We start from the raw sequence: 24,797 nt of genomic DNA on the forward strand, positions 1-24,797 counted from the left end.
GGCTCAGCCTACAAATCCCACCTCTGGCGGGACACCTGCCGGGAGCTGAACATCAAGGCGAAGAAGACCAGGCCCTACCGCCCCCAGACCAACGGAAAAATCGAACGCTTCCACCGCACCCTGGCCGACGGGTGGGCATTCAAACGCTTATACGCCACGGAATCAGCCCGCAGAAACGCCCTCCCGGCATGGCTGCACCACTACAATCACCACAGGCCCCACACCGCAATCGGTGGCCACCCGCCCATCAGCCGCTTAACCAACCTCCCTGGGCAGTACACCTAGCCGTGCTTTCCCCGCCGGCCGGCGCCCCGTCGATTGCTCCGTAACCGCCCCTTGGAGCCTCCAAAAGGGCGCTTACGGAGCAACCGATGCGGTTAGCCGTGCGCCGTGAGGTAGCCGATCAGGCCCTTGACGGTAGCCACCGCCGGGTAGTCGCGCTCCGGAATGTCCACGCCGGTGGCCGTGTCGATCGTTTCCACGAGCCGCAGGAAATCAAGCGAATCGAGTTCCAAATCCTGGCGCAGCCGGGCGTCCTCGTCGACGTCGTCGAGTTCGACGTCAGGGGCCACCGCGCCGATCGCGGCGTGCACCGCCGCGCGGGCGTCCTGTTCGTTCATGGTTCCTCCGGTTTCCTGGCTTTGGGTGTCACAGGTGCTCCGGTTCCTGCAACAGCTCGTTGATCCGGGCGAGGTAACGGGCGCCGCGCAGGCCGTCGCTGACCCGGTGGTCCGCGGACAGCGTAGCGATGGCGGCATGCCGGACCCCGAGGAGCCCGTCCTGGGCCCAGGGCTGTTCCATCACCCGGCCGAAGCCCACCATGGCCACCTGGGGCGGATAGATCACGCCGTAGACACTGTCTACGCCGAGGTCTCCGAGGTTGGTCACGGTCAAGGTTGGATCGGCCATTTCGGCGCGCTGGAGACGCCCCGCACGTGCCCGGCTGACAAGATCCCGCAGCTGCTCCATGAGCACGTCCAGGGGCAGGGTGTCGGCGTCGTGGATTGCCGGGGCCACCAGACCGCCTTGGCGCAGGGCCACCGCGACGCCCAGGTGCACTGCCGCACTGGGACGGAAACCGCCGTCAACGTAGAAGCCGTTGACCTCGGGGACGTCCCGTGCCGCCAGAGCCGCGGCTTTTAGCAGGAGCGCCGACGGCACCAGCCGGCCGGCGACGGGCCGGTGCGCATTGACCGACTGCATCCACCCGACGGCGGTGCGCAGATCCAGCGTGGTGCTGAGGTAGTAGTGCGGGATGGTCTGCTTCGAGCGCGTCATCAGGGCGCCGATGGCCCGACGCAGGCTGGCCACGCGCTCGCGGGCTTCCGACGTCGGCCTCCCTCTAGCTGGTGTCTCCGGCGCTTCCAGTACGGCCGCGCCGCGTTCCGGAGCTGGGGGTTCCGTCGCGGATGCAACCCGACCGGGCTCCGGGGGACCCGGCGTTGGAACTCTGGCTGCTGCGCGCTGCACGTCGGCCACCGTCACGGCGCCGTCCGGGCCGGTGCCGGTCACGGTGGAAAGCCCGATCCCGAGTTCCGCGGCGAGCCGCCGCGCCCGCGGCGACGAACGCACCCTGCCCGTCCCGCCGGTCCGGGCCGCCACCGCGTGTTCGACGTCGGCGCGGGTGATGGCCCCGTCCTTGCCGGTGCCCTGGATCCTGCCGGTGTCCACGCCCAGCCGGTGCGCCAGGTGCCGCACGGGAGGGGCGATCGGGGGACCCGCCGTCGGCCCGACCGGCTCAGGGGGCCGCGGCGTGAGAGCAGCGGGTTTCGACGGCGCCCCCGCCGGGGGAGCCGCACGAACTGGAGCCCCGACCTCGGCAGGGGTCTGGGTGATCACGGCCAGCGGGGTTCCCACCGGAACGGTTTCGCCGATGCCCACCAGGAGGTCCGCCACGACGCCTTCCTGGAAGGACTCCACGTCCATGACCGTCTTGTCCGTGTCCACGACCGCCACGAGATCGCCGCGGCGCACATAGTCACCGCGCTTGACCAGCCATTCGACGATCTTGCCGTGCTCCATGTCGGCCCCGAGCGAGGGCATCAGGAAGTCACCCACCGGCGCCTACTGTTGCTTTGGCCGCGGCCACGATCCGTTCCGCGGACGGCAGGGCGGCGAGTTCCAGGTGCTTGGCATAGGGGATCGGCACCTCGGCGCTGCAGACCCTGGCCACCGGCGCATCGAGGTCGAAAAACGCCTGCTCGGTGATCCGCGCACTCACCTCGGCCGACAGGCTGCCGCTGCGCCAGCCTTCATCGACCACGACGGCCCGGTGCGTCCTGGTCACGGAGGAGAGGATGGCGGCGTCGTCGAGCGGGCGGAGCGTGCGCAGGTCCAGGACCTCGGCGTCGATCCCTTCGGCGGCGAGCTGTTCCGCGGCGTCGAGCACCACGGGCAGGGTCCCGCCGTAGGTGATCAGCGAGATGTCGTTGCCGGTGCGCCGGATGGCTGCCGTGCCGATGTCCACCGGGCCGGCGTCGTCGGCCAGTTCCCCGGGGACGTTGTACAGCGAGCCGTGCTCGAAGATCAGCACGGGGTCCGGGTCCTGCAGCGCCGTCCAGAGCATGCCGCGGGCGTCTTCGAGGGTGGCCGGGGCCAGGATCCGCAGCCCCGGGATGTGCGCGTACCAGCCTTCGAGGCTGTGCGAGTGCTGGGCGCCGAGCTGGCGGCCCGCACCGGTGGTCATACGGATCACGAGCGGGACGTGGAACTGCCCGCCGGACATGTGCAGCAAGGTGGCGGCATTATTCACGATCTGGTCGAGCGCCAGGAGGCTGAAGTTGACGGTCATGATTTCCACGATCGGGCGCATGCCGCCCAGGGCCGCGCCGATCCCGGCACCGACGAACCCGGATTCCGAGAGCGGGGTGTCGCGGATCCGGTCCGGGCCGAACTCCTCCAGCAGGCCCAGGCTGACCGCGAACGAGCCGCCATAGGCGCCCACGTCCTCGCCCATCAGGAATACGCGTTCGTCGCGGATCATGGCGTCGCGGATGCCCGCCCGTAGCGCCTCTCGGTAGCTCGATTTCATGGCGTGTCTGCGGCCTTCCCGGCAGGCTGCCCGGCTGTGCCCGCGCCAGTGGCTGTGCCCGCGCCGTCTTCGGCGCCGCGCTCGCTGTAGACAAAGCGGGTCAGTTCCTCCACCGGTTCCGGGGTTCCGGCCTCGGCGAACTCGACGGCGGCCGCGATCTCCGCCTGCGCGTCCGCCTGCAGCTGCTCCCACTCGGCGGCCGAGAGGTGGCCCGCGGACTCCAGCGCGGTCCGCAGCAGCGTGATCGGGTCCCGTTCCATCCACCGCGCCACCTCCTCCTTCGTCCGGTAGCGTTCGGGATCGAACATCGAGTGGGCCCGGAAACGGTAGGTCCGCAACTCCAGGAAGTGCGGACCGCCTCCTGAGCGGACGGCGTCCACCGCGCGGCGTGCACCCTCCTCGACGGCCAGGACGTCCATGCCGTCCACGGCCCACGCGGGGATCTCGTAGCCGGCAGCTTTGAGGGCGATGTCAGTCTGCGATTCGGAACGGGCCAGGGCGGTACCCATGGCATAGAGGTTGTTCTCGCAGCAGAACAGCACGGGCAGCTGCCACAGGGCCGCCAGATTCAGGCTCTCGTGGAATGCGCCTTCGGCCACCGCGCCTTCGCCGAAGAAGCACACCGTGACATTGGAGCGCCCCGCCATCTTGTCGGCCAGTGCCAGGCCGACGGCGAGAGGTAGGCCCCCGGCGACTATCGCGTTGCCGCCGAAGAAGCGGGTGGGGGCATCGAACAGGTGCATTGACCCGCCCCGGCCACGGCAGCACCCCTCAACGTAGCCGTACATTTCGGCGAGGATCGCCTCGGCCGAGACGCCCCGCAACAGCGCGTGCCCGTGCTCCCGGTACGTCGCGACGACGGCGTCCTCCGGTCCCAACGACGCCAGGACGCCGGCGGCGACAGCCTCCTCGCCAATGTAGACGTGCAGGAAGCCGCGGATCTTGGCTGCACTGTACAGCTCGACGCATTTCTCTTCGAGCTGGCGGACGCGCAACATCTGCAGCAGCAGGTGCTGGCCGTGGGCCGCGTCCAAAGGGCCTCCGCGTGGGCTCGCTGTACCGGTCATTTCGGTGCCTGTTCGGTGCTGGCCGGCTCTATGCGGGCCGGGTTTGGCGGGACCGGGGGCGTCTCGATGGTGGAGGTGTCGCCCTCGGGCAGGCCGAGCTCGCGGGCCTTGAGCAGTCGCCGGAGGATCTTCCCGCTGCGGGTCTTGGGCAGTGCGGCGGTGAAGTCAAGCAGCCGCGGCGCGACGGCGGGGCCCAGCCGCTTGCGGGCGAAGCCGATGATGTCCAGGGCCAGCTCCCCGGACGGTTCCCAGCCGGTCCGGAGTTCAACGAAGGCCTTGACCACCTCGCCGGCCACCGGGTCCGGGACCCCGATCACGCCGGCCTCGGCGACGGCCGGGTGCTCCATGAGGGAACTCTCCACCTCGAACGGGCCGATCAGGTGCCCCGACGACTTGATGACGTCGTCGCCCCGGCCAACAAACCAGTAGTAGCCGTCGGCGTCGCGTTTGGCGAGATCCCCGGTCAGGTACCAGCCCCCGGCGAAGCAGCGGCGGTAGCGCTCCTCTTCGTGCAGATAGCCGCGGAACATGGAGGGCCAGCCGGGCCGGAGGGCCAGTTCCCCCATGGAGTCGGGGTCCGTGACCAGCACCGCTTCGCCGTCGCGGATGACGGGCTTGCCGTCCGCATCCCGGGCCACGACGGCGGCCTCGACGCCGGGCAATGGACGGCCCATCGAGCCGGGCCGGATCTCGGTGGCGGCGTAGTTCGAGATCATGATGCCGCCTGTTTCGGTCTGCCACCAGTTGTCGTGCACCGGCTGGCCGAAGGCCTCCTGCCCCCACACCACAACCTCCGGGTTGAGCGGCTCGCCGACGCTGGCGACGAAGCGCAAGGCAGAGAGGTCGTGTCCTGCGGCGCGGTCGGCTCCGGCCTTCATGAGCATGCGCAAGGCCGTCGGGGCTGTGTACCAGACCGTGACTCCTTGCTCGGCGAGGATCCGGTACCACCGGTCGGCGTCCATTTCCTCCTCGTCCACGATGGCCGTCACGCCGTGGCTCAGGGGTGCGATCACGCCGTACGAGGTGCCCGTGACCCAGCCCGGGTCGGCCGTGCACCAGTAGACGTCTCCGGGTTGCAGGTCCAGGGCGAAGGTTCCGGTCGCGTGGTGGGCGGTCACGGCGTCGTGCACGTGTATCGCGCCCTTGGGAGTGCCGGTGGTGCCGGACGTGAAGTGCAGCAGGGCCATGTCCTCCGGCTGGGTGGCCGCGATCTCCCCGTCCGGCGGGGCTTGGCGCATGAGGGCGGCCAGGTCGAGGGTTCCGGGCTCGGGATCGCCGTCGGCGTCGATGAGCAGGACGTGGCGCAACTCCGGGAGCTGCCCGCGCAGCTGGACGATCTTCCTGCGGTACAGCGCCCGCGTGGTGACCAGCGCCCGGCCGGAGCCCAGCGTGAGGCGCTGCCGCACCGGCTCGGGACCGAAAGCGGAGAACAGCGGGCAGAACACGCTCGCGTTCTTGAACGTGCCGAGCACCGCGATGTACAGGGCGGGGCCGCGGCCGGTGAGGGAGAAGACCCGTTCCCCGCGGCCGACGCCAAGGCTGCGCAGGACGCCGGCGAAGCGGCTGGTCTGTTCGGCGAGTTCGGCGTAGCTCAAGGAGTGGGTGCTGCCATCGGCCCGGACGAACCGCAAGGCCTCATGTCCTGCCGTGCTGCCAGCCGCGTGCCGGTCCACTGCCTCGTAGGCGATGTTGAGGCCGCGGCCACCGGGGAGTCCGGATAGGGCTCGCCGGGCCTCATCCCAGGTGAAGGCCGCGCACGCCGCGTCATAATCCACCAGGTTCGGCCGGACCCGGAAACTGCCGATGTCTTTGGTGATCGCAGGCCAGCGGATGGATGGTTCGGTTCCTGCCGTCATGGTTCCATCCGACTCCCGTGTGCCGGTGCCGCCCAGAGCAAAAGGTCCCGGACCGACGTGCAAGACCCCGGCTGGGAATCCGCGGCGGACCAGCCACTAAACTGGGAGCCATGACTGCCACCCGTGACTTCGCAGCCGACGCTGCCGCTGCCCGTGCCCGACTGCTGGAACTGATCAAGGAACTGGCCGTAGTCCGCGGCAAGGTCATCCTCTCCAGCGGCGCCGAGGCCGACTACTACATCGACCTGCGCCGCATCACCCTGCACCACGAGGCGTCCAAACTCGTCGGGCAGGTCATGCTCTCGCTGATGGAGGACGCCGGGATCGATTTCGAGTGCGCCGGGGGACTCACCATGGGGGCGGACCCGGTGGGCACGGCCGTCATGCATGCCGCCGTCGACGCCGGCCGCCCGGTGGACGCGTTCGTCGTCCGCAAGGCGCAGAAGTCCTACGGCATGGGACGCCAGGTGGAAGGCCCCTCGGTCGAGGGCCGCAAGGTCCTGGTCCTGGAGGACACCTCAACAACCGGCGGGTCCGCGCTGACCGCCGTCGAAGGCGTCCGCAAGGCCGGCGGCAACGTGGTGGCCGTCGCCGTGATCGTGGACCGCGACACCGGAGCCAAGGAAAAGATCGAGGCCGAAGCCGGCGTTCCGTACCTCTTCGCCTTCGGCAAGGACGAACTGGGCCTCAACTAGCGTTTCTCCCTCAGCTGACGCGGGTGGACGGTGCCTAGGGGGTGACTTATCATTTCTTAAATACCCCCCGTCCGTACCCGCATCTGGAGAAACGCGACATGCTCCCGCCCCCTGAAGACTTGACCGCTGACTCCGTCAACACTGTCGACCAGATCCAGAACCTGATCCTGGACAGCGCAGACTTCGAAGCGTTCCTGAACGAACTCGCGCGTTTTTCCGCGCACCAGGTGGCCGGCTCCGGCGACGACGCGCTGTGCGGAATCACCCTGCTCCGGGACCGTAAGGCCGCCACGATCGGGTGGAGCAGCGACTCCGCCCGCGAAGTGGACGAGATCCAGTACTCACTGTCCCAGGGCCCCTGCCTGACCGCCGCCAAGGAGGAACGGGAAGTCTACGTCCCGGACCTCTTCGACGAGGACCGCTGGGGCCCTGACTACGCCTCCGCCGTCGCCTCGCACGGCCTGCGCTCGGTGTTGTCGGTGCCTTTCCACCTCCAGGGCGAAGCCCAGGCGGCCCTGAACCTCTACTCCGATGTCCCGCACAAGTTCGACGGCGACGTCGCGGTCCGGGCCCGCGGGTACACCCGTGAAATCTCCCAGGCGCTGCGGCTGGCAGTCCGCTTCTCGCTGCACACGGACAGCGCCACGAACCTGCGCGCCACGCTCGAATCCCGGACCGTGATCGACATGGCCATCGGGATCGTCATGGCCCAGAACCGTTGCGACCAGGAAACCGCGGTCCGGATCCTCACCGATGCCTCCAGCAACGGCAACGTCAAACTCCGCGACATCGCCGCCTCACTGGTGCAATCTGTCGGCGGAACGGCTACCAGGACGCACTACGAAGAGCCGAACCGGCGGCAGGCTGGCTGAACCGGCAGCGGCCTATGACTTGTGTGCGACCACAAGCGCGGATACGCTGAATGAGGTTGAGCCGTCGGCCATAGACATCCTTATTTGGAGTACCTATGGACCAAACACTGCAAGCCCACGTCAAACTCGATGTCGTTTCCGACGTCGTCCGGATTAGTGTCCGGGGGAGCCTCACACAAGCCTCCCGCCCCTCCCTGATGCAAATTATCCAGCGCATCCGCCGCATGGGGATCATCTCGCACATCCGCGTCGACCTCGGCCTGGCCGCATTCGTGGAATCAGCGGCGCTGGCCGGCCTGCGCAACGACCTCAACGCGATCGACGGCGGGGCCTCCGGCTCGGAGGTCGCCGGCATGCCGGCTCCCGGTGGAGTCTCCCTGGAACTGACCGCGCACCGCGACGATTCCGCTGCATTGCCACCTCTGGACATGGCCGGGGAATTTACGGCCTCGATCGATCCCTCAGGCACCCGGAAGCTGAACCGGTTCTCCGACGACGAACTCTTCGCCGCGAGCGACTCTGTGTTCGGCCTTCTCGATGATCCCGCTGACATGGCCCGCTCGGAACTCCTGGCGACCTATGACGAGATCGGCATGGAAATCAGCCGCCGCGAGGTCGGCCGCGAGCCCGAACCCGCGTAACCGGCAACGGCGCTTCAACGGCGTGCCAGCGGCGCCAACCGCGCCAGCGGCCCGCCAACCGCGCTTCCACGCTGAGCTTCGGAACCGCTGTATGGTCCGGTTTCTCATCCCCGCCGAAGCGTGGATACGGTAGAGATGTGCCGGCCGAGATGGATCCGAACCATCCGCGAGGCCCCGGTGCTTCCGAGGCCCGCATGCTCCGCCGCGCCGTCGAGCTTAAACGGGTTTCCCGGCGATCGTTCCTGATCGGCGCAGGGTCCGCGTCGCTGCTGGCGGCGGACATGCTGTTCACTCAGCGCGTGCAGGCCGAGCGGCGTGTCAGCCGGATCCTCGAAGTACCTGATGACGTTGCCGAACGGTATTACCCCCACGCCAGCTGGATCCTGTTCCCCGGCTACAAAACGAGCTGGGAAGAAGCCCTGTGGATCCTGAACGCGCTGCGCGGCTCCCTGAACAAGAGGGGCCAGCTCGCCGCCGTCGGGTATTCCAACGAAGGCCTGGACATCGACGAGGTGGTCATCGCCGTGATCGAGCACGTCCGCGCCCACAATCTCACCACCCTCTACTTCTACGGCCATAGTTTTGGCGGCATGGTGGCAACCCAGGTGGCGGCCCGGCTGCGCGAACTGCACGGCGTCGAAGTGGCGTTCATCCTGCTCGACTCCAGCCCGGCGAGCCGGCACGACGTGCTGGACCAGAGCTGGTTCGAGGGTGTGGTGATGCTCTACGAAAGCGGGTTCCGCTTCCCCACAGTGCTGCGCGGCGGCTATGAGCTCGGCGAGAGGATGCTGCACAAGAATGAACGCAGTTGGGGTCAGGTGGTGGACCAGACACTGGAACAGCTGTCCCCGATCGCGCCGTCCAGCGTGCTGATCCAGTCCGAATCCGCCTATATCTTCCACTTTGAGGCCAGCCGTTTCGTCGGGAAGCTGGGCGAAACGAAGATGGCGTTCATCGGCAACCCCCGGGACAAGACGGTGGATTACGAGACCGCCCGGGACACCTGGTCACTGTCCTTCAAAACCAACATGGTCTCGGATGACCTGCGCACCGACGGGGCGAGGCCGGAGCACGCGAGCCCTGGCTGGAGCCCGTTCATCTACCGGCCCATCATCGAAAAACTCCAGGACGACCTCTTCCCGCTGCCGGGCGGCGGCGGGAAGAAGACCGCGTTCTGAGGTATCGCGTTCTGGGGTGTTGCTCAGATCTGGTTCTTGAGGTCCGCCACGGAATTCAGGATCTGGTTCGGCCGGAACGGATACGCGGCGATATCGTCCCGGTGGGTGATGCCGCTGAGCACCAGCACCGTGTGCAGGCCCGCCTCCATGCCGGCGATGATGTCGGTGTCCATGCGGTCGCCGATCATGGCCGTGGTTTCCGAGTGCGCGTCGATCTGGTTCATCGCCGACCGGAACATCATCGGGTTGGGCTTGCCCACAATGTACGGTTCGCGCCCCGTGGCCTTGGTGATGAGGGCGGCGATGGCCCCGGTGGCAGGCATGGGTCCGTCCTTCGAGGGCCCGGTGGCGTCCGGGTTGGTGGCGATGAAACGCGCGCCGGCGAGGATCAGGCGGATGGCCATGGTGATGGCTTCAAACGAATAGGTGCGGGTCTCGCCGAGCACCACGAAGTCGGGGTTCTGGTCGGTGAGGATGAAGCCGGCCTCGTGGAGCGCCGTCGTGAGTCCTGCTTCGCCGATCGTGTAGGCGCGGTTCCCCGACTCCGAACCGCGGACCTGGTCCTTGAGGAACTGGGCCGTGGCCAGGGCCGAGGTCCAGATGTTCTCCTCCGGGATTTCCAGCCCGGAAGAGCTCAGCCGGGCCGCGAGGTCCCGGGGCGTGAAGATCGAGTTGTTGGTCAGCACGAGGAACCGCTTGGAGGTGTCCACCCAGCGCTGGATCAGCTCCGCCGCGCCCGGGATGGGCTGGTTCTCGTGGACCAGCACGCCGTCCATGTCCGTGAGCCAGCACTCGATTTCCTGGCCGCTGCGGTACATCGAGGCGTACGAACGGCCCTCGTCTGAATCGGTACCATGCTCTTCGCGCTGATCTGCCATGCTGTCCTCCGCCTAAGTGTGCCGCTTCCTGTCACCCAGTCTAATGTTGAGGCGTGACTGAACCCGAGATCCCCGCCCCGTCCCTCCCCGCCGCAGAGGAAGGGCCGGAACCGAAGGCGGAGGTCGGCGTCGGACCCTGGGAAGGCGAAGTTCCCCAGGGCGGGCACTGGGACCCGGACCTGCTGGCGGACGGCGACCGGCGCAACGTGGTGGACAAATACCGCTACTGGAAGCACGAGGCGATCGTGGCCGACCTGGACTCCAAGCGGCACAACTTCCACATCGCGATCGAGAACTGGCAGCACGACCTCAACATCGGCACCGTGGTCCGGACCGCCAACGCGTTCCTCGCCAAGGAAGTCCACATCATCGGACGACGCCGGTGGAACCGCCGCGGGGCCATGGTCACCGACCGCTACCAGCACGTCCGCCACCACCCCACCGTTGAGGACTTCGTGGCCTGGGCGCAGGGGGAGGGGCTGGCGATCATCGGGATCGACATCTTCCCGGACTCGGTGCCGCTGGAGACCTACGAACTGCCCAAGGACTGCGTCCTGGTCTTTGGCCAGGAAGGCCCGGGCCTGACCCCTGAAGTCCACGAAGCGGCGCTGGACACCCTGTCGATCGAGCAGTTCGGCTCCACCCGTTCCATCAACGCGGCCTCCGCCGCCGCGATCGCGATGCACGCCTGGATCCGCCGCCACGTGTTCGGCCAGCTCCCGGGCTAAAGCCACTCTTAGGCGTCCGTGGCCCCGGGGGTTCCGTGCCGACAAGCGAGCCGTTGACGTGGATCGCAAACCAGCAGACGCTGTCGGTGCGAGGCGAACGCGCGAGGAGAAGGATGTGGACCGGAACCGAAGACATCACCGTTGCACGTCGGATGAAGCCGTCCCTTTCGGCAGGGGAGCGGAAACCCGGTGAGCGGGTTTGTGGACAGCGTCCTGAATGTAGACCCGCTGCTGGCCCTGATCATCGTGGGCCTGCTGGTCTTCGCCGAGGACGCCCTCTTCGTCGGCTTCGTTGTCCCCGGGGAGACCGCCGCGGTTCTGGGCGGGGTCGTGGCCGGCCGCGGGGTCCTGCCCTTGTGGTCCGTGATGGTCGTGGTCGTGCTGGCCGCGATCATCGGGGACTCGGCCGGATACGAGGTCGGCAAACACCTGGGACCGAGACTTCTGGGTCTGAAAGTCATGAACAGGCGTCTGGCGAGACTTGAAAAGGCCCAGGATTTCCTGCGCCTCCGAGGCGGTTCGGCGGTGTTCCTGGGCCGGTTTGTGGCATTTTTCCGCGCCGTCATGCCCGCACTGGCCGGCAGCTCACGGATGCCCTACCTGAAGTTTCTGGCCTTCAACGCCGCCGGCGGCCTGGTGTGGGGTGCAGGATTTGTCCTGCTCGGTTACCTGGCCGGGAACTCCTACGAAGCGGCAGCCACATCTGCCGGACGCGGCGTCACCGCGGTGGTCGCGGTAGTCGTCGTGGCAGCCGTCATCACGTGGCGGATCCGGAAAGCCCGCGCCACGCGTAAAGCCAGAGCCACGCGTACCGCCAGCGGCCGGCGCAATGCCGGCGGCGGGGCCGGCGCCGGCCAGTCCTCCGGCAGCCCGGAACCATGACCGAAGCGCCCGGCCGCGAGTGTTACAGGGGCCACGTGACCGGAGACACGGCCCCGGCGCAGGAATGGCTAGGATGGTTCCTAGCCGACGAGGTTCCCTCCAGGATCACCAGCCCGCAGACGAAATTCACATTAGGAGTCAGCATGCCCATTGCAACCCCAGAGATCTACTCCGAGATGATCGACCGCGCCAAGACGGGCGGCTTCGCCTTCCCGGCGGTCAACGTCACGTCCTCCCAGACCCTGAACGCCGCCCTGCGCGGCTTCGCCGAGGCCGAGTCCGACGGCATCGTCCAGGTCTCCACCGGCGGCGCAGCTTACTGGTCCGGCGCCGCCACCAAGGACATGGTTGCCGGCTCCCTCGGTTTTGCCGCGTTCGCCCGCGAAGTCGCGAAGAACTACGGCGTGAACATCGCCCTGCACACGGACCACTGCCCCAAGGACAAGCTCGACGGCTTTGTGCTCCCGCTGCTCGCCGCCTCCGAGGCCGAGGTCAAGGCAGGCCGCAACCCCCTCTTCAACTCGCACATGTGGGACGGCTCCGCCGAGACCCTGCAGGAAAACCTGCGGATCGCCCGTGAACTGCTCGAGCGCACCGCCGCCGCCAAGATGATCCTCGAGGTCGAGATCGGCACCGTGGGCGGCGAGGAAGACGGCGTCGAGAACGCCATCAACGACAAGCTCTACACCACGGTCGAGGACGCCCTGGCCACCATCGACGCGCTCGGTTCCGGCGAAAACGGCCGCTACATCACGGCGCTGACCTTCGGCAACGTGCACGGCGTCTACAAGCCGGGCGGCGTCAAGCTCCGCCCCGAGATCCTCAAGGACATCCAGGAGCAGGTCGGCGCCAAGATCGGCAAGGCCAACCCGTTCGACCTCGTGTTCCACGGCGGCTCCGGCTCCTCGGACAAGGAAATCGCGGACGCCGTCTCCTACGGCGTCATCAAGATGAACATCGACACCGACACCCAGTACGCCTACACCCGCCCCGTGGTGGACCACATGTTCCGCAACTACGACGGCGTGCTGAAGGTCGACGGCGAGGTCGGCAACAAGAAGCTTTACGATCCCCGCGTCTGGGGCGCTTCGGCTGAGGCCGGCCTGGCCGCCCGCGTGGTCGAGGCCGCCCAGCAGCTGGGCTCCACCGGCAAGACCTTCTAGCCATGTCCGACGAGTTCCGGAAAAACCTGATGGGTCCCGAGCCCACGCTCCTGCCTGCCGAGAGCGAGATCTACCAGCATCTCGCGCTCGGCCAGGAAGCCGTGGACCTCGTGGCGAAGTACCCCACCTCCTCGCTCCTGTGGGCCATCCTCGCCGAGGAGGCCTGGAACGAGGGCCGCACCATCGATTCCTACGCGTACTCGCGGGTCGGCTACCACCGCGGCCTGGATTCGCTGCGCCGCAACGGGTGGCGCGGCGTCGGGCCGATCCCGTGGGAGCACGAACCCAACCGCGGCTTCCTGCGCTCCCTCTACTCGCTTGGCCGTGCGTCCGCGGCGATCGGCGAGCCCGAGGAGCCGGAGCGGATCGAAAAGTTCCTGAAGGATTCCGATCCCGGCGCGAAGGCGGCCATCGAAGCCGAGGGCTGAGGCGCCGCCAAACGACGCAACGCGGGGTCACTTACGGTCCATCCCACCACGGTGGATGGGCCGTAAGTGACCCCGCGTTGCGGTTTAAGCGACGGATTAACGTGTTAACGCGTTAACGTGCGACGGCGGGCTCCCGCCTTGAGGTGGGAGCCCGCCGTCGTTTGTGCGTGGGTGGGTCAGCTGGCCTTGGCCAGGCCCGTGCGGGCCATGGCGTCCGCGTAGGCGGTGTGCATCTCCGCCAGGTACTCTTCCTGCCGGGCCGGGGTGCCGGCGAACGCCCGGCCGCTGAGCGAGCGGACCTTGTAGGTCTTCAGGCCGCGGCGCCAGATCATGGGCACTTCGGTCTTGAGCAGCAGGTTGGCCAGGCGGTTGGCCTCGGTGCCGTGGGCGACGATCACGGAGGCGCGGGGAACGAGGGCCAGGAACTTCAGCAGCGGCTTCAGGCCCGCGGAAATCTGGTCCGGCGTGAACTTGCCGTTCGGCTCGCCGGGGACGTGCCACGGGTGGACGTTCCAGGGCATGACGAACTCGGGGCGCAGGCCGAGTTTCCACTGGATGCCCAGCATGCGGGTGGCGGCCTCGTCGTCGCCGGCGGTGATGAAGCCTGACGCGTCAGCGGTGCCGATGTTGGAGTACAGGCTGATGATCCGGCACTCGTCGACGTCGTGCATGGGGTCCACGTAGGGGACAGCGGTGCCAGCTTTGGTTGCCTGGAGGACGTCAAGGAGCTCGTTGACGGGGGCGACGTTAGGTTCGTACCGGCGGCTCAGAAGCTCTTCGCGGAAATTTTCGGTGGCCAGGGCTGTCATATGTTGCTGGGTCTCCTGCGGGATTGGCAAAGCTGCCACACCGGATGCAGGCACGCCGAATACGGGCATGCGGAGCAATGGTGTGGTTTGAAAATGTGGTGTGGACCGATTCCTGGTCGATCCTTATCAGTCTATCAAGCCCCGCGAAATGCGGCGCCGGGCTGGACCCCGCCGGCCAGGTGCTGCTACCAGAGCCGCTGGGTGGCGCGGCGTGCGCCTTCGCCGAGGGCCTCCAGCTTGGCGTAGGCGATTTGGGGATGCACCCTGCCGCCCAGCCCGCAATCGGTGGACGCAATCACGTTTTCACGTCCCACGAGCTCGGCGAAGCGCACGATCCGGTCGGCCACGAGATCCGGATGCTCCACGACGTTGGTGGCGTGTGAGACGACGCCGGGGATGATGACCTTCCCCTCGGGAAGCTTCGCATCCTCCCAGACGCGCCATTCGTGCTCGTGCCGGACGTTGGCCGCCTCGAAGGAGTAGCCGCCGGCATTGACCTGCAGGACTGAGTCGACGATGTCCGCGAACGGGATGTCCGTGGTGTGCGGGCCGTGCCAGGAACCCCAGCAGACATGCAGCCGGATCTGCTCCTGGGGAAGACCGCGCAGCGCCCAGTTCGTTGCTTCGACCCGGAGTTGGATGAACTTCAGGTAGTCCGCCAGGCTCGGCTCGGGGTTGATCTGGTCCCAGCTCTCGGCCAGGGAGGGGTCGTCGAGCTGGACTGTCAGGCCGGCGTCGATGATGGCCTTGTATTCCTCGCGCATCGCGTCGGCGCAGGCGTAGAGGAGTTCCTCGTCGCTGCCGTAGTAATCGTTGGCCACCCGGGCGCACGAACCGGGCGAGAGGGAGGCGATGAACCCCTCGGCGAGCCCGGCCGCGGCCAGTCCGGTCTTGAGGTTGGCAACGTCCGAGGCCACGAGCTCCTGGCCCGTGTACGTCAGTGGCCCGGCGACCTTGGGCTGCGTGACGGCCTTGCGGTGGGCCAGGATCCCGGAGGAGGGGTCGTTGTAGGCGTCATCGAACTTCTGCCGGTCCCGGCGGTCCGGGAAGGAGGTCAGGACGATGTGGCCGGGCGAGGAGCGGTGCACCGTGGCGTCGGCCCAGCGGTCCACGTCGGTCGGTTCCAGGCCGCCGAGCCGTGAGAAGGAGTAATTCCACCAGGCGCCGTAGTCCACGGAGCTGGACATCGTATGCCCGTACTCGCCGTCATTGGGTATGTCGATGCCCAGCTCCTTCTGGCGCTGGACGACGTCCACTACCGAGGTTTCGAGCAGGTCCAGGAATTCGGGCGTGATGCCGTCGGTTTCCTTGGCCTCGTTTGCGGCGATCAGCTCCGGCGTGCGGGGCAATGAGCCGGCATGGGTCACACGGATGTGGTCAGTGGTCCGGGGCATGGCGCGGTTTCCTTTCGGCCGCTCGGGATTCTCACTCCCACTCAATTCCACCTCGCGCCGTCCCGCAAGTGGTGCCCGCTATGTGTCGGGCCTGAGCTGGTGGATGATGCAGCTACGACGAACGCCAGGAAAAAGAACGGCTCGTCCGCCGCGGCGGACGCGTGGCCCTCCTCGCGGAAGCCGCCCTGGCGTTCACCACCTAGGCGGCGCGTCCAAGCAAGGACCCAAAGCGATGCCGGGCACCGATTTCGGCTAAACTTGGGTGGTAAGAGCCCCGGAACTCTGGCGTTGGATACGAACACAGCGATAGATTCGGGGCATTCTCATGAACGGCGCTGAACTGCGGTGACCGCCTGGTCACTAAACGCAGTTCGGCCCGAACGAATGGGGGAGGATCCCATGCCAGCAATCGTGATCGTCGGAGCCCAATGGGGCGACGAAGGCAAAGGTAAGGCCACTGACCTGCTTGGCGGCCGCGTCGACTATGTCGTCAAGCCCAACGGCGGCAACAACGCCGGGCACACCGTCGTCGTAGGCGGTGAGAAGTATGAGCTCAAGCTCCTTCCGGCCGGCATCCTGAGCCCGAACGCGATTCCGATCATCGGCAACGGCTGCGTGGTGAACCTGGAAGCCCTGTTCCAGGAGATCGACGGACTGGAGGCCCGCGGCGCGGACACCTCCAAGCTGCGCGTCTCCGCCAACGCGCACCTCGTGGCGCCCTACCACCAGGTCCTGGACAAGGTCACCGAGCGGTTCCTCGGCAGCCGCGCCATCGGCACCACCGGCCGCGGCATCGGCCCGGCCTACATGGACAAGGTGGCCCGCCTCGGCATCCGCGTCCAGGACGTCTTTGACGCCTCGATCCTGCGCCAGAAGGTAGAGGGTTCGCTGCGCCAGAAGAACGAGCTCCTGGTCAAGGTCTACAACCGCCGGGACATCGAGGTGGACGAGATCGTGGAGTACTTCCTGTCCTTCGCCGAGCGCCTCCGCCCGCTGGTCATCGACAGCACCTACGTCCTGAACACCGCCCTGGACGAGGGCAAGGTGGTCCTCATGGAGGGCGGCCAGGCCACCTTCCTGGACGTTGACCACGGCACCTACCCCTTCGTGACGTCCTCGAACCCGACCGCGGGCGGCGCCTCCGTGGGCTCCGGCATCGGCCCCACCCGGATCTCGCGTTCCATCGGCATCATCAAGGCCTACACCACCCGCGTGGGCGCAGGGCCGTTCCCGACGGAACTGTTCGATGAGATGGGCATGTACCTGCAGAAGACCGGCGGCGAGTTCGGCGTCAACACCGGCCGTCCCCGCCGCTGCGGCTGGTACGACGCCGTGCTGGCACGCCACGCCTCCCGGGTCAACGGCTTCACGGACTACTTCGTCACGAAGCTGGACGTGCTGACGGGCATCGAACAGATCCCGGTCTGCGTGGCCTACGACGTCGACGGCGTGCGGCACGACGAAATGCCCATGACCCAGACCGAGTTCCACCACGCCAAGCCGATCTTCGAATACTTCGAAGGCTGGACCGAGGACATCACCGGCGCCCGTACCCTGGAGGACCTGCCGGAGAACGCCCGGAACTACGTCCTGGCCCTGGAAAAGCTCTCCGGCACGCGGTTCTCCGCGATCGGCGTCGGCCCGGACCGCGACCAGACGATCGTGGTCAACGACCTCATCAACGACTGACACTGGCCGGCACCGACTGACGTGTCACCAACCGGCGTACGACGGCGGCGGGTCGCCCTTGCAGGGGCGGGCCGCCGCCGTCGCGGTTAAGGCCGCAGCCGTCGCAGTTAAGGCAGCAGTCACGCCTGGCGCAGGCGGGACCACAACGGTCCTAGGCGGGGTCTTCCGCGGACGTGAACCGCAGCGAGAGCCAGTTCTCCCGGCACGCCCTGGCGGCGGCCTCGGCGTCGCCAAGGCGGGCGAGCCGGATGATTTCAGCGTGCTGAGCCACCGATTCCCGGGCGGCAAATGAGCCGAAGCGCATCCGCTCCACCCGGCGCAGGACGGGGGTGGTTTGTTCCAGGATTTCCCGGAGTACCGGGTTGCCGCTGACCGTGACAAAGACGGCGTGGAAATCGTCATCAGCCCGCAGCGCCGACTCGACCTCCGCCGCCTGCAGGGCCTGTTCGAAGCGCGCGTTGGCCCCGGCCATGGCGGCGAGGTGCTCCTCCGCCAGGAGCGGGACCGCCAGGCGTGCGGCCAGCTCGTGCAGTCCCGCCACCACCTGCTGCGTGCTGAGCGTCGACGCCGGGTCGCAGGGGGCCACGATGGTCGCCTTGCCCGGCAGCGCAACCACCAGGCCGGCGCGTTCCAGCCGCAGCAGCGCCTCGCGGATGGGTGTCCGGCTCACGCCGAGCCACGCTTCCAGTTCGGCGTCCTTCAGCCGTTCGCCGGGCTCGAAGGTGCCGTCGACGATCGCGTTACGGATCGATTCAAAGACGTTGTCCCGCAGCAGCGGCCGCTTGTGGACTCCGGCGAGCGAGGGTACGGGCATGCAACATATCGTATATCCCTCTTGCCCTTCCGGAGCCCGTATCCGACAATGCAATATATTGCATATTTGCTGTGACCGTTTCCCACCGCGAGCGAAGGACCGACGATGGCCATCACCGATTTCGAACGCTACCCCCTGACGTTTGGGCCGAGCCCCGTCCATCCGCTGCCGCGGCTCAGCGCACACCTGGGCGGGGCGCAGATCTGGGCGAAACGCGAGGACGTCAACAGCGGCCTCGCGTTTGGCGGCAACAAGACGCGCAAGCTGGAGTACTTCGTCCCGGAGGCCTTGGCCCAGGGTGCGGACACCCTCGTCTCGATTGGCGGCTACCAGTCCAACCACACCCGCCAGGTCGCGGCGGTGGCCGCGAAGCTCGGCCTCAAAGCACGCCTGGTCCAGGAAAACTGGGTCGACTGGCCCGATCCGTTGTCCGACCGGGTAGGCAACATCCTGCTCTCGCGGATCATGGGCGCCGACGTGCGGCTGGACAGTGCGGGCTTCGACATCGGCATCCGCAGCAGCTGGGAAACCGCCATCGAAGAGGTCAAGGCCGCCGGCGGCAAGCCCTACGCGATCCCGGCCGGCGGGTCAGACCACAGGCTGGGCGGTCTGGGCTTCGCCAACTGGGCCTACGAGGTGGAAGAGCAGGAGCGCGAGCTCGGCATCTTTTTCGACACGATTGTCGTCTGCACCGTCACGGGCTCCACCCACGCCGGGATGATCGCGGGTTTTGCCGGCCAGGACAAACCGCGCCGCGTGATCGGCATCGACGCGTCGGCAACCCTGGCGAAGACCCGTGACCAGGTGGAACGCATCGCCCGGAACACCGCCGAGCTGATCGGCCTGGGCAGAGAACTCCGGGACGAGGAAATCAACGTCATGGAGGGCTGGGCCGGGGACCTCTATGGGATTCCCGTCGATTCCACCCTGGAGGCCATCCGGCTGGGCGCCTCGCTCGAGGCCATGATCACCGACCCCGTCTACGAGGGCAAGTCCCTGGCCGGGCTGATCGACCTTGTGAAAAGCCGGGAAATTCCGGCCGGCAGCAATGTCCTCTACGCCCACCTCGGCGGCCAGGTCGCCCTGAATGCCTACAGCGGGCTCTTCCGGTCCTGACGCGGCGTCGTCGTTAAGCTCCTGCGGCGGCGGGTTCCCTGGCGGGGGCCCGCCGTCGTCGTCGTTAAGCCCCTGCAGCGCCGGTTCAAAAAAGAAATCAAGAAATTTCCGATTGGTGCGTAACCTTTCGGGCCCGCCCAGCGATTACTCCTTTGTAAGCGCCGCCGGAGTCTTGGACCCCCCACCAGACCCCGGCTGGCCTTCCACCGTAAGTGCCGGCCGGCGCCTGCCCCCATGGGCGCCGGCCAGCCTTTTCTGGCGAGAGTGGGCTGTCAACTGCCCCCATGAGGCCTCAGCCCGCCTTCAAACCAAAAAAACAAAGGATGTACGTCTGTAATGAAGAGTGTTAGCAAGACCACCAAGATCGCTGTCGGCGCCGCCATTCTGGCAGTCGGAGGTTTCTCCGGCATCGGACTGGCCAATGCCGCTCAGATGTCCGGCACCGAGCAGGCTGAAGTGAGCCACGCTACGCCCGCCACGCCGGCTGTCCCGGCCACGCCTACGCTCCCGGCAAAGCCGGCCGTCCCCGCAGTTCCGGCCGCGCCGTCGACTGACGGCAAGGCCAAGGGCGACGCCGAAGCCGACGTGGACGGCACCGAGGGTGCCGTCGACGGCTCCGCCGACGCAAAGGACGGAGCCACCGTCAAGGGCGACGCCAGCGTCAAGGGTGCTGCCGGCGAGGCACGCGCCAACGCCAACATCCACGCCGCAGTTCCGGCCACCCCGGCGACACCGGCCGTCCCCGGTGCCAAGGGCGTTCCGGCAACCCCCGCTATTCCGGCAACCCCGGCTGTTCCGGCCCAGCCGTCGGTCGAGCTGCCCCAGCACGACAAGTAAATTTCGGCTGTTTAGCCTGGACCCGGCACGGGTCTGAAAGCAAGGAGGGAGCCCTCACTTTGGAGGGCTCCGGGGTGCGGCCGCTAGACTTGCGGGGGCCGCACCCCGGCAGTAACGGAAGGACAGCCTCTTGGCACAGCAGCTAAGCGATGACGAATTGTCAGCCGCCTTAGCTGGTGACCCTTCAGGTTTCAGCGCGGTGTACACGGTTATTTCCCCGGCCGTGCTGGGCTACTTCCGGGCCCGGGGCGTGGACGACGCCGAGGCCCTGACCCAGGATGTGTTCGTAGACGTCCTGCCAAAGCTGGCCAGCGTCAGCGGCGGTCACGCAGGTCTGAGGACCTTCATTTTCTCCGTCGCCCACGCGCGGCTGGTCGACTGCAGGAGGCGGGCAGAACGCACTCCGCATTTGGCCGAATACGATCCCCTGAACGACGCCCGGTACTCGGCATCCGCCGAGGACGAAGCGCTCGGATCCCTGGGCGGTATCTCGGACACCCTCGCGAGGCTCAATGAGGAGCAGCGCGAAGTTCTGGTCCTGCGGATCGTCGCGGACCTTTCCATCGAACAGGTGGCCGGCATCATGGACAAGACGCCGGGTGCCATCAAGCAGCTTCAGCGCCGCGGGCTCAGTGCCCTGCGCGAACTCGTAACCGAAAAGGACCACGCAGCATCATGACCGGCACCCGCGACCCCCAGCAGGATGGCACCATCCAGGCGATGCTGGGCGATTCCGGCCTCGAATCCGCGGCCGAGCTTCGGAGCGCGCTGGAACAGCTCCGCGCCGTGGTCCCGGATGCCGCTCCCGCGCCCCGCGCCGACCTCGCGGCCCTGCTCGCGGCCGGAACAGCCGGAGCAACCGGTCTTGCCGCCGCCCCTGACACAGCCACGACGACGGCGCTGCCCACCGTCGTGTCCGCGAAGAATGATGCCGATGAATCGCTGCCGGTCGGGGTCACCAGCCTGGCCGAGCGCCGCGGCCGGAAGCGCCGGCTGGCAATCGTCGGTGGCGCCGTCGTGGGTGCCATGACCCTTGGTGCCGGCGCCGTGGCGGCATCCAGCGAGGACTTCCGGCACAGCGTCAGCCACACCGTCGGGGTCATCTTCCAGACTCCGGGCCACGGCGGCGCACCGGCCCCCGAGCATGTCCAGCCCTCGCCGTCCACCATCCCCGCCCTTCCCGCGCCTGTCGCCACGCCGGGTCACGGCGCGCCCGGCACGCCCGGTGCTGACCCGTCCGGAGCATCGACGCCCAGCAGCTCCAGCGCCCCGGGCGCCCCGGCGGCCGGACACGCGCCCCCCGCCACGCCGCCCGCCGTCGGCCGCGACGGCATCCTGCCGACCCCCGGGCAGCGGCCCGGAGCGCCGGGGCTGCCCGGATCACCCGACCTTCCGGGCGGCGGCGGAAACGCAGGCAAGGATCTGCCGCGCGTTCCGGGCCACATCACGCCAACCCTGCCGGGCATCGTTCCGACCAAGGCGCCCGGCCAGCCATAAGCCGCCCTTAAAGCACTTTGTTAACCCGGTTGCGCTATCACTTAGGGCTGTTCTGAGCGCTCAGAACGACCCAAAGTGATAGCGCAACGGGTTGGTTGGCGGGGGGTTGGTTCGCGGGTGGTTGGTTGGCGGGGGGTTGGTTCGCGGCGGCTCGAGTTGGGCTGTTCCTGCTGTTTAGGCCAGGACCTGCCGCTTCGAAGAGATGACGCCGGTGTCGAATCCGGCAAGGTGCAGGCCGCCGTGGAACCGGGCATGCTCAATCTTCACGCAGCGGTCCATCACGACGTCGAGTCCGGCGGCCTCGGCCTCCTTGGCAACGTCCTCGTGCCAGGAGCCCAGTTGCAGCCAGAGGGTCTTGGCGCCGGCGGCAATGGCCTCGTCCAGGACGCCGGGCAAGTCGCCGTGCTTGCGGAACACGTCCACAATGTCCGGGCTTTCCGGCAGGTCCGCGAGCGACGGATACGTCGGCTGACCCAGGATTTCCTTCACCACCGGGTTCACGAAATAGACCTTGTACCGGGTGGAGGACTGCAGATAGGTGGCCACGAAATAGCTCGCGCGCGAGGGCTTGTCCGATGCGCCCACAATCGCGATCGACTTCGCCTGCCGCAGCAGGTTCAGGCGCTCCGGCGCCGAGGGGCCGGTCCAGGTCCGTTCTTCAACACTCATCAGTTCGCTCCGATCGTGCAGGCTTCAGCCTCTGCGGATGCATCCGGGGCTGCTGCTTCCGAGGCGGCGTCCAGTGCCTGGTCCAGGTCCCAGAGGATGTCATCGATGTCCTCGAGGCCCACGGAGATGCGGACCAGGTCCTCGGGGACACCTGCCGCCTCGAGCTGTTCGGGGCTCAGTTGCTGGTGGGTGGTGGACCCGGGGTGGATGACCAGGGTCCGGGAGTCGCCCACATTGGCCAGGTGTGAGGCCAGCTGCAGGGACTCGATGAACTTCTGCCCGGCGGCCCGGCCGCCCTTGACGCCGAAGGAGAACACCGAGCCCGGACCCAGCGGCAGGTACTTCTGCGCCCGCTCGAAGTGCGGGTGCGAGGGCAGGCCGGAGAAGTTCACGTAGGCCACGCGCTCGTCCGCTTCGAGCCATTCGGCCACGGCCTGGGCGTTCTTCAGGTGCTCGTCGAGGCGCTGGGGGAGCGTCTCCACGCCCTGCAGCAGCTGGAACGCCGACTGTGGGGACAGTGCGGGTCCGATGTCGCGCAGCTGTTCGCAGCGCAGCTTGGTGAGGAACCCGTACTCGCCGAAGTTCCCCCACCAGGAGACGTTGCCGTAGGAGGCCACGGGCTCGGTCATGGTCGGGAAGTTGCCGTTGCCCCAGTCGAAGCGGCCGCTTTCGACGATCACGCCGCCGAGGGTGGTGCCGTGGCCGCCGAGGAATTTGGTGGCGGAGTGGATCACGATGTCCGCCCCGTGCTCGATCGGCCGCACGAGGTAGGGCGTGCTCAGGGTGGCGTCGACGACGAGCGGGACGCCGGCGTCGTGCGCCACCTTGGCGAGGGCCGCAAGGTCCTGGACCTCCGAGGACGGGTTGGCCACCACCTCCACGAAGATCGCCTTCGTGTTTTCCCGGACTGCGGCGGCGTAGTCCGCCGGGTCGGTGCCGGCGACGAATGTGGTGTCCACGCCGAAGCGGCGCAGCGTGACGTCCAGCTGGGTCACCGTGCCGCCGTAGAGCTGGGAGGCGGCCACGATGTGGTCCCCGGCCTGGGTCAGCGCGGCAAAGGTGATGAACTCCGCCGCCATGCCCGACGACGTCGCCACGGCGCCGATTCCGCCCTCCAGGGAGGCGATGCGCTCCTCGAACGCGGCCACGGTGGGGTTGCCGATCCGGGAATAGATGTTGCCGTATTTTTGCAGCGCGAAGAGGTTCGCGGCGTCCTGGGTGTCCTTGAACACGAAGGAGGTGGTCTGGTAGATCGGCACGGCGCGGGCGCCGTGCTCGGCGTCGGGGGTGCCGCCGGCGTGCAGCGCGCGGGTGCGAAATCCGAACTTGCGGTCAGCCATTACGCGTTCACCAGCTTGCTGGTAGTGCCGGCGTTTGCCGCCGGGGTCCGGGACAGGTCCAGTTCGGTGCCGTTCTTGCGGGCGAGGTCGGCCTCGAGTTCGCGGACGATCGGCAGGATGTCCTGGCCGAACGCGGCGACTTCCTCCTGGAAGTGGAGGTAGCCGGTCAGGAACAGGTTCACGCCGATCTTCTTGTACTCCACGATCCGCTCGGCGATCTGTTCCGGGGTGCCGATCAGCTGGGTCTTGAAGCCGTCGTTGTACTGGACCAGGTCCTCGAAGCTCGAGTCGGCCCACATGCCCTTGCCGTCCTTGGTGGCCGCCCCGGCTTCCTGGACGGCGGCGCGGAACCCCTCGACGGCGGGCTTGTGCGCCTTCTCGACGATCTCGCGGAGCGTGTCGCGGGCTTCCTTCTCGGAATCCCGGGCGATCACGAAGCCGTTGAGGCCAAACTTGGGAGAGGGGAGCGCACCTTCCGTGCCGCGACCGGCGGCACCTGACGCCGCCACGACGCCGGCGATGTTCTCCTTGAACCCGTCGAGGTCCTTGCCGTTGGAGAAGTACCAGTCAGCCACCCGGCCGGCGGTGGCCTGCGCGGCCGTGGAGTTGCCGCCGAAGAAGATCTCCGGGTGCGCCCGGCCCGGCACGTCCACCGGTGCCGGGTTCAGGGTGAAGTCGGTGATGTTGTAGTACTTGCCGGACTGGCTGTAGTCCTGCTCGGTCCAGAGCCCGCGGAGGACCTTGATGAATTCCTCGGTGCGGACGTAGCGCTCGTCGTGTTCGAGCCATTCGAGGCCGAAGTTGGTGAATTCGTCCTTGAGCCAGCCGGAGACGATGTTCACGGCGGCGCGGCCGTTGGAGATGTGGTCCGCGGTGATGATGTACTTCGCCAGCACGCCGGGGTGCCACATGCCCGGATGGACGGCGGAGATCACCTTGAGGCGCTCGGTGGCGGCCAGCAGCGCCAGGCTGAACGAGGTGGCCTCGTGCTGCTTGTCCGCACCGTAGGAGGCGGCGTACCGGGTCTGGGTCAGGGCGTATTCGAAGCCGGAGTTCTCCGCGATCCTGGCCAGCTTCTTGTTGTATTCGAAGTCCCAGCCGGTGCGCTGTTCGATGGTGGACACCACCAGGCCGCCGGAGACGTTGGGGACCCAGTAGGCGAACTTGAGCGGTTCGGAAAGACGGGCGACGTTGCTGATCTCAGTCATGGGTG

Annotated in this window: 26 protein-coding genes; 14 read left to right on the top strand and 12 right to left on the bottom strand. The window is 67.6% G+C overall.

Annotated elements, in window-relative coordinates; genetic code table 11:
* On the top strand, positions 1-285 hold a 285-nt coding region (locus AC1DNG_RS14740; RefSeq protein WP_476887652.1), incomplete at its 5' end, for an integrase core domain-containing protein.
* 92 nt (positions 286-377) lie between these two features.
* Here the strand turns inward: AC1DNG_RS14740 and AC1DNG_RS14745 are convergent.
* Genes AC1DNG_RS14745 through acsA form a run of 5 tightly spaced genes read right to left on the bottom strand, consistent with a single transcriptional unit; the run spans position 378 to position 5,954 of the window.
* Positions 378-620 (bottom strand): acyl carrier protein, encoded by a 243-nt coding sequence (locus AC1DNG_RS14745; RefSeq protein WP_223914546.1) that lies wholly within the window; start codon positions 618-620, stop codon positions 378-380.
* A gap of 28 nt (positions 621-648) precedes the next feature.
* On the bottom strand, positions 649-2,058 hold the full coding sequence (locus tag AC1DNG_RS14750) for a 2-oxo acid dehydrogenase subunit E2 (protein WP_476887653.1): 1,410 nt from the start codon (positions 2,056-2,058) through the stop codon (positions 649-651).
* Positions 2,051-3,031, bottom strand: a complete 981-nt coding sequence (locus AC1DNG_RS14755; RefSeq protein ID WP_476850483.1) for an alpha-ketoacid dehydrogenase subunit beta — start codon at positions 3,029-3,031, stop codon at positions 2,051-2,053. Before AC1DNG_RS14755 ends, AC1DNG_RS14750 begins: the two co-directional genes overlap by 8 nt.
* The gene (gene pdhA, locus AC1DNG_RS14760) at positions 3,028-4,098 is read right to left on the bottom strand and encodes a pyruvate dehydrogenase (acetyl-transferring) E1 component subunit alpha (protein WP_476857641.1); all 1,071 of its coding nucleotides are present in this window, start codon (positions 4,096-4,098) and stop codon (positions 3,028-3,030) included. The genes AC1DNG_RS14755 and pdhA overlap by 4 nt, the downstream gene beginning before the upstream one ends.
* Positions 4,095-5,954, bottom strand: a complete 1,860-nt coding sequence (acsA, locus tag AC1DNG_RS14765) for an acetate--CoA ligase (protein WP_476857642.1) — start codon at positions 5,952-5,954, stop codon at positions 4,095-4,097. Before acsA ends, pdhA begins: the two co-directional genes overlap by 4 nt.
* Positions 5,955-6,064: 110 nt before the next feature.
* Between acsA and pyrE the strand changes: the two genes are divergently transcribed.
* The 4 genes from pyrE (at position 6,065) to AC1DNG_RS14785 (ending at position 9,340) form a co-directional block, all read left to right on the top strand.
* On the top strand, positions 6,065-6,649 hold the full coding sequence (gene pyrE / locus AC1DNG_RS14770; RefSeq protein WP_277528120.1) for an orotate phosphoribosyltransferase: 585 nt from the start codon (positions 6,065-6,067) through the stop codon (positions 6,647-6,649).
* A 98-nt stretch (positions 6,650-6,747) separates the two neighbouring features.
* Positions 6,748-7,521 carry a GAF and ANTAR domain-containing protein gene (locus tag AC1DNG_RS14775; RefSeq protein ID WP_230012582.1) on the top strand — a complete coding sequence of 258 codons (774 nt, stop codon included), beginning with the start codon at positions 6,748-6,750 and terminating at the stop codon, positions 7,519-7,521.
* 95 nt (positions 7,522-7,616) lie between these two features.
* The gene (locus AC1DNG_RS14780) at positions 7,617-8,162 is read left to right on the top strand and encodes a hypothetical protein (protein ID WP_223914539.1); all 546 of its coding nucleotides are present in this window, start codon (positions 7,617-7,619) and stop codon (positions 8,160-8,162) included.
* Positions 8,163-8,311: 149 nt separating this feature from the next.
* The gene (locus AC1DNG_RS14785; protein WP_476857681.1) at positions 8,312-9,340 is read left to right on the top strand and encodes a thioesterase domain-containing protein; all 1,029 of its coding nucleotides are present in this window, start codon (positions 8,312-8,314) and stop codon (positions 9,338-9,340) included.
* A gap of 23 nt (positions 9,341-9,363) precedes the next feature.
* Here the strand turns inward: AC1DNG_RS14785 and AC1DNG_RS14790 are convergent, their stop codons facing one another.
* Complete coding sequence (locus AC1DNG_RS14790; RefSeq protein ID WP_476850487.1) at positions 9,364-10,218, bottom strand: HAD-IIA family hydrolase; 855 nt, start codon at positions 10,216-10,218, stop codon at positions 9,364-9,366.
* A gap of 53 nt (positions 10,219-10,271) precedes the next feature.
* Between AC1DNG_RS14790 and AC1DNG_RS14795 the strand changes: the two genes are divergently transcribed.
* The 4 genes from AC1DNG_RS14795 to AC1DNG_RS14810 all read left to right on the top strand — a co-directional run bounded on the left by AC1DNG_RS14795 (position 10,272) and on the right by AC1DNG_RS14810 (position 13,419).
* Positions 10,272-10,946 carry a TrmH family RNA methyltransferase gene (locus AC1DNG_RS14795; protein ID WP_476857644.1) on the top strand — a complete coding sequence of 225 codons (675 nt, stop codon included), beginning with the start codon at positions 10,272-10,274 and terminating at the stop codon, positions 10,944-10,946.
* A 189-nt stretch (positions 10,947-11,135) separates the two neighbouring features.
* Positions 11,136-11,828 (top strand): DedA family protein, encoded by a 693-nt coding sequence (locus AC1DNG_RS14800; protein ID WP_476887654.1) that lies wholly within the window; start codon positions 11,136-11,138, stop codon positions 11,826-11,828.
* Between the two features lie 143 nt (positions 11,829-11,971).
* The gene (fbaA, locus tag AC1DNG_RS14805; RefSeq protein ID WP_018776137.1) at positions 11,972-12,991 is read left to right on the top strand and encodes a class II fructose-bisphosphate aldolase; all 1,020 of its coding nucleotides are present in this window, start codon (positions 11,972-11,974) and stop codon (positions 12,989-12,991) included.
* Positions 12,992-12,993: 2 nt separating this feature from the next.
* Entirely contained in the window at positions 12,994-13,419 is a 426-nt protein-coding gene (locus tag AC1DNG_RS14810) for a DUF3151 domain-containing protein (protein ID WP_476857647.1), read from the top strand.
* Between the two features lie 176 nt (positions 13,420-13,595).
* Here AC1DNG_RS14810 and AC1DNG_RS14815 read toward each other — a convergent pair whose 3' ends face one another.
* Both AC1DNG_RS14815 and AC1DNG_RS14820 read right to left on the bottom strand, forming a co-directional pair.
* Positions 13,596-14,228 (bottom strand): uracil-DNA glycosylase family protein, encoded by a 633-nt coding sequence (locus AC1DNG_RS14815; protein ID WP_028277428.1) that lies wholly within the window; start codon positions 14,226-14,228, stop codon positions 13,596-13,598.
* 185 nt (positions 14,229-14,413) lie between these two features.
* Complete coding sequence (locus AC1DNG_RS14820) at positions 14,414-15,622, bottom strand: cobalamin-independent methionine synthase II family protein (RefSeq protein WP_476857648.1); 1,209 nt, start codon at positions 15,620-15,622, stop codon at positions 14,414-14,416.
* Positions 15,623-16,021: 399 nt separating this feature from the next.
* On the opposite strand from AC1DNG_RS14820, the gene AC1DNG_RS14825 reads away from it, so the two are divergent.
* The gene (locus AC1DNG_RS14825; RefSeq protein WP_018776133.1) at positions 16,022-17,311 is read left to right on the top strand and encodes an adenylosuccinate synthase; all 1,290 of its coding nucleotides are present in this window, start codon (positions 16,022-16,024) and stop codon (positions 17,309-17,311) included.
* 151 nt (positions 17,312-17,462) lie between these two features.
* Here AC1DNG_RS14825 and AC1DNG_RS14830 read toward each other — a convergent pair whose 3' ends face one another.
* Positions 17,463-18,125, bottom strand: a complete 663-nt coding sequence (locus AC1DNG_RS14830) for a GntR family transcriptional regulator (RefSeq protein WP_476860032.1) — start codon at positions 18,123-18,125, stop codon at positions 17,463-17,465.
* A 105-nt stretch (positions 18,126-18,230) separates the two neighbouring features.
* Between AC1DNG_RS14830 and AC1DNG_RS14835 the strand changes: the two genes are divergently transcribed.
* The 4 genes from AC1DNG_RS14835 (at position 18,231) to AC1DNG_RS14850 (ending at position 21,575) form a co-directional block, all read left to right on the top strand.
* Positions 18,231-19,241, top strand: coding sequence for a 1-aminocyclopropane-1-carboxylate deaminase (locus AC1DNG_RS14835; RefSeq protein ID WP_476887655.1), 1,011 nt, complete (start codon positions 18,231-18,233; stop codon positions 19,239-19,241).
* A 336-nt stretch (positions 19,242-19,577) separates the two neighbouring features.
* Positions 19,578-20,078 carry a hypothetical protein gene (locus tag AC1DNG_RS14840; protein WP_476871049.1) on the top strand — a complete coding sequence of 167 codons (501 nt, stop codon included), beginning with the start codon at positions 19,578-19,580 and terminating at the stop codon, positions 20,076-20,078.
* Positions 20,079-20,208: 130 nt separating this feature from the next.
* Positions 20,209-20,757, top strand: a complete 549-nt coding sequence (locus AC1DNG_RS14845) for an RNA polymerase sigma factor (protein ID WP_476887656.1) — start codon at positions 20,209-20,211, stop codon at positions 20,755-20,757.
* Positions 20,754-21,575 carry a hypothetical protein gene (locus AC1DNG_RS14850; RefSeq protein ID WP_476887657.1) on the top strand — a complete coding sequence of 274 codons (822 nt, stop codon included), beginning with the start codon at positions 20,754-20,756 and terminating at the stop codon, positions 21,573-21,575. Before AC1DNG_RS14845 ends, AC1DNG_RS14850 begins: the two co-directional genes overlap by 4 nt.
* 174 nt (positions 21,576-21,749) lie before the next feature.
* Here the strand turns inward: AC1DNG_RS14850 and AC1DNG_RS14855 are convergent, their stop codons facing one another.
* Genes AC1DNG_RS14855 through sfnG form a run of 3 tightly spaced genes read right to left on the bottom strand, consistent with a single transcriptional unit; the run spans position 21,750 to position 24,792 of the window.
* Entirely contained in the window at positions 21,750-22,244 is a 495-nt protein-coding gene (locus AC1DNG_RS14855) for a CoA-binding protein (protein ID WP_230011882.1), read from the bottom strand.
* On the bottom strand, positions 22,244-23,584 hold the full coding sequence (locus tag AC1DNG_RS14860; RefSeq protein ID WP_476857653.1) for an O-acetylhomoserine aminocarboxypropyltransferase/cysteine synthase family protein: 1,341 nt from the start codon (positions 23,582-23,584) through the stop codon (positions 22,244-22,246). Before AC1DNG_RS14860 ends, AC1DNG_RS14855 begins: the two co-directional genes overlap by 1 nt.
* Complete coding sequence (gene sfnG, locus AC1DNG_RS14865) at positions 23,584-24,792, bottom strand: dimethylsulfone monooxygenase SfnG (protein ID WP_476857654.1); 1,209 nt, start codon at positions 24,790-24,792, stop codon at positions 23,584-23,586. Before sfnG ends, AC1DNG_RS14860 begins: the two co-directional genes overlap by 1 nt.
* Between the last annotated feature and the right edge of the window lie 5 nt (positions 24,793-24,797).

The sequence above is a fragment of the Arthrobacter sp. 01T425 genome (assembly GCF_056398725.1).

Bases quoted from the DNA above. Each gene is read 5' to 3' on its own strand.
- sfnG (WP_476857654.1), bottom strand. From the start codon at position 24,792: ATGACTGAGATCAGCAACGTCGCCCGTCTTTCCGAACCGCTCAAGTTC.
- AC1DNG_RS14775 (WP_230012582.1), top strand. From the start codon at position 6,748: ATGCTCCCGCCCCCTGAAGACTTGACCGCTGACTCCGTCAACACTGTC.
- AC1DNG_RS14780 (WP_223914539.1), top strand. From the start codon at position 7,617: ATGGACCAAACACTGCAAGCCCACGTCAAACTCGATGTCGTTTCCGAC.
- pdhA (WP_476857641.1), bottom strand. From the start codon at position 4,098: ATGACCGGTACAGCGAGCCCACGCGGAGGCCCTTTGGACGCGGCCCAC.
- AC1DNG_RS14745 (WP_223914546.1), bottom strand. From the start codon at position 620: ATGAACGAACAGGACGCCCGCGCGGCGGTGCACGCCGCGATCGGCGCG.
- pyrE (WP_277528120.1), top strand. From the start codon at position 6,065: ATGACTGCCACCCGTGACTTCGCAGCCGACGCTGCCGCTGCCCGTGCC.
- AC1DNG_RS14820 (WP_476857648.1), bottom strand. From the start codon at position 15,622: ATGCCCCGGACCACTGACCACATCCGTGTGACCCATGCCGGCTCATTG.
- AC1DNG_RS14815 (WP_028277428.1), bottom strand. From the start codon at position 14,228: ATGACAGCCCTGGCCACCGAAAATTTCCGCGAAGAGCTTCTGAGCCGC.
- AC1DNG_RS14790 (WP_476850487.1), bottom strand. From the start codon at position 10,218: ATGGCAGATCAGCGCGAAGAGCATGGTACCGATTCAGACGAGGGCCGT.
- AC1DNG_RS14835 (WP_476887655.1), top strand. From the start codon at position 18,231: ATGGCCATCACCGATTTCGAACGCTACCCCCTGACGTTTGGGCCGAGC.
- AC1DNG_RS14785 (WP_476857681.1), top strand. From the start codon at position 8,312: ATGGATCCGAACCATCCGCGAGGCCCCGGTGCTTCCGAGGCCCGCATG.
- AC1DNG_RS14825 (WP_018776133.1), top strand. From the start codon at position 16,022: ATGCCAGCAATCGTGATCGTCGGAGCCCAATGGGGCGACGAAGGCAAA.
- AC1DNG_RS14840 (WP_476871049.1), top strand. From the start codon at position 19,578: ATGAAGAGTGTTAGCAAGACCACCAAGATCGCTGTCGGCGCCGCCATT.
- AC1DNG_RS14830 (WP_476860032.1), bottom strand. From the start codon at position 18,125: ATGCCCGTACCCTCGCTCGCCGGAGTCCACAAGCGGCCGCTGCTGCGG.
- fbaA (WP_018776137.1), top strand. From the start codon at position 11,972: ATGCCCATTGCAACCCCAGAGATCTACTCCGAGATGATCGACCGCGCC.
- AC1DNG_RS14755 (WP_476850483.1), bottom strand. From the start codon at position 3,031: ATGAAATCGAGCTACCGAGAGGCGCTACGGGCGGGCATCCGCGACGCC.
- AC1DNG_RS14860 (WP_476857653.1), bottom strand. From the start codon at position 23,584: ATGGCTGACCGCAAGTTCGGATTTCGCACCCGCGCGCTGCACGCCGGC.
- acsA (WP_476857642.1), bottom strand. From the start codon at position 5,954: ATGACGGCAGGAACCGAACCATCCATCCGCTGGCCTGCGATCACCAAA.
- AC1DNG_RS14810 (WP_476857647.1), top strand. From the start codon at position 12,994: ATGTCCGACGAGTTCCGGAAAAACCTGATGGGTCCCGAGCCCACGCTC.
- AC1DNG_RS14855 (WP_230011882.1), bottom strand. From the start codon at position 22,244: ATGAGTGTTGAAGAACGGACCTGGACCGGCCCCTCGGCGCCGGAGCGC.
- AC1DNG_RS14850 (WP_476887657.1), top strand. From the start codon at position 20,754: ATGACCGGCACCCGCGACCCCCAGCAGGATGGCACCATCCAGGCGATG.